1 protein-coding gene is annotated in these 2,095 nt (G+C 77.5%); it reads right to left on the bottom strand.

Annotated elements, in window-relative coordinates:
- Positions 1-81: 81 nt before the first annotated feature.
- Positions 82-2,095: biotin carboxylase N-terminal domain-containing protein (locus RIF68_RS35195; protein ID WP_309055633.1), on the bottom strand; the 2,014-nt coding region annotated here is incomplete at its 5' end.

The following is a 2,095-nucleotide window of genomic DNA, read 5'->3' as shown; positions in this document are numbered from 1 at the left end:
CGAAGCCGGGGCCGTGGCGGTGGCCGAGGGCGGAGACGGCGGCGCGGAGCGCGGTGTGCTCGGCGGGCTCGATGTCGGTGCTCATGCTGACGGGTCCTCCTGTGCTTCGGTCGGTACGGGGGACGGCACGCCCGGCGACGCGGCGGCCGGGGTCCCGGCCGGTGCGGTGTCCGGAGCTTCCGGCTGCCGTACGGGGCGCGTCCCGGCCGGTTCGGCGGGCTGTACGACGGCGAGCAGGGCACCGACCTCGACCTGGCGGCCGGGGGCGGCGTGGAGCGCGGTGAGCGTGCCGGAGGCGGGAGCGGTGACGCGGTGCTCCATCTTCATGGCCTCCAGCCACAGCAGCGGCTGGCCGGCGGTCACCGGGGCGCCGCCGGCGAGACCGTCCGCGCCCCGGACGACGGTGCCGGGCATGGGGGCGAGCAGCGAACCGGCCGTGGTCCGCTCGCGCGGGTCCTCGAAGCGGGGGCGGGCGGTGAGGCGGTGCGGCCCGACGTGGACGGTGCCGCCGCGCCCGTCCCCGTCCTCGTACGCCGTGACGTCGAAGTGCCGGACGACCCCGGCGATCTCCAGGCTCACCCGGCCGGGCGTCGCCGCCACGACCCGGACGCCCTCGGGGGCGGTCACCTCGTAACCGCCGTCGCGGGTCGGCCGGTAGCGGACCTCGTGGCCGCCGTGGACGCGGATCTCGTCCTGGGAGCGGACGTTGCGCCAGGCGCCGCCGAAGCGGCCCCGGCGGGCGGCGGCCCCGGCGAGGGCGGCGGCGACGGCCGCGAACTCCTCGCCGGGCGGGGCGGTGGTCAGGGCGTCCAGGTTCCGGGCGTAGAAGCCGGTGTCGAGCCGGGCGGGATCGGTGAACTCGGGGTGCCGCAGCGAGGCGACGAGCAGGTCCCGGTTGGTGACGGGCCCGTGGATCCGGGCCCGCTCCAGGGTGTGGGCCAGCTTGCGCAGCGCCTCCTCACGGGTGGGGGCGTGGACGATCACCTTGGCGAGCATGGGGTCGTAGTGGACGGTGACGGTGTCGCCCGAGACGTATCCGGTGTCGACCCGGACGGAGGGCGCGCCGGCCCCGGCGTCCCCCGTGCCCGGCACCTCGAAGCGGTGCAGGACCCCGGTCTGCGGGGCCCAGTCCCGCGCCGGGTCCTCGGCGTAGAGCCGGGCCTCGACCGCGTGACCGCGCGGCGCGGCGGGCGGTGCGGCGGGCAGCGCCCGGCCCTCGGCGACGGCGATCTGGAGGGCGACCAGGTCGACGCCGTGCACCGCCTCCGTGACCGGGTGCTCGACCTGGAGGCGGGTGTTCATCTCCAGGAAGTGCGCCCGGCCGCCGGCGACGAGGAACTCGACCGTGCCCGCCCCGACGTAGCCGACGGCCTTCGCCGCCCGCACGGCCGTGTCGCGCATCTGCGCCTCCAGGGCGGCCGGCAGGCCGGGCGCCGGGGCCTCCTCGATCACCTTCTGGTGCCGGCGCTGGAGGGAGCAGTCGCGGGTGCCGAACGTGAGCACGGTGCCGTGGGTGTCGGCCAGCAGCTGCACCTCGACGTGGCGGCCGTTCTCCACGTACGGCTCGACGAAGACCTCGCCGTCGCCGAAGGCGCTCGCCGCCTCCGCCGAGGCCGCCGCCAACTCGGCGTCCAGTGCGGCCAGTTCGCGGACGATCCGCATGCCGCGCCCGCCGCCGCCGGCCGCCGCCTTCACCAGGACGGGCAGGTCGGCCTCGGTGACGTCCTTCAGGGGCGCGATGCCGAGGAGTTCCTTGGCGCGGGTCTTGGACGCCATGGCCTCGATGGCCCCGGGGGGCGGGCCGATCCACGCGAGTCCGGCGCCGAGCACGGCCCGCGCGAAGCCGGCGTTCTCCGACAGGAAGCCGTAGCCGGGGTGGACGGCGTCGGCGCCCGCCGCGAGCGCCGCCCGCACGATCAGGTCGCCGCGCAGGTACGTCTCCCCGGGCGTGGCCCCCGGCAGCCGTACCGCCGCGTCGGCCTCGCGGACGTGCAGCGCGCCCGCGTCCGGGTCGGAGTGGACGGCGACGGTGGCGATGCCCAGCGCGCGGCAGGTGCGCAGCACCCGGCACGCGATCTCGCCCCGGTTGGCGACG

The organism is Streptomyces sp. (genome assembly GCF_031178505.1).
Taxonomy (GTDB): Bacteria; Actinomycetota; Actinomycetes; order Streptomycetales; family Streptomycetaceae; genus Streptomyces; species Streptomyces gulbargensis.
Note: the sequence above shows the minus strand (reverse complement) of the source record. Positions and strands in the feature narration are given on the sequence as shown.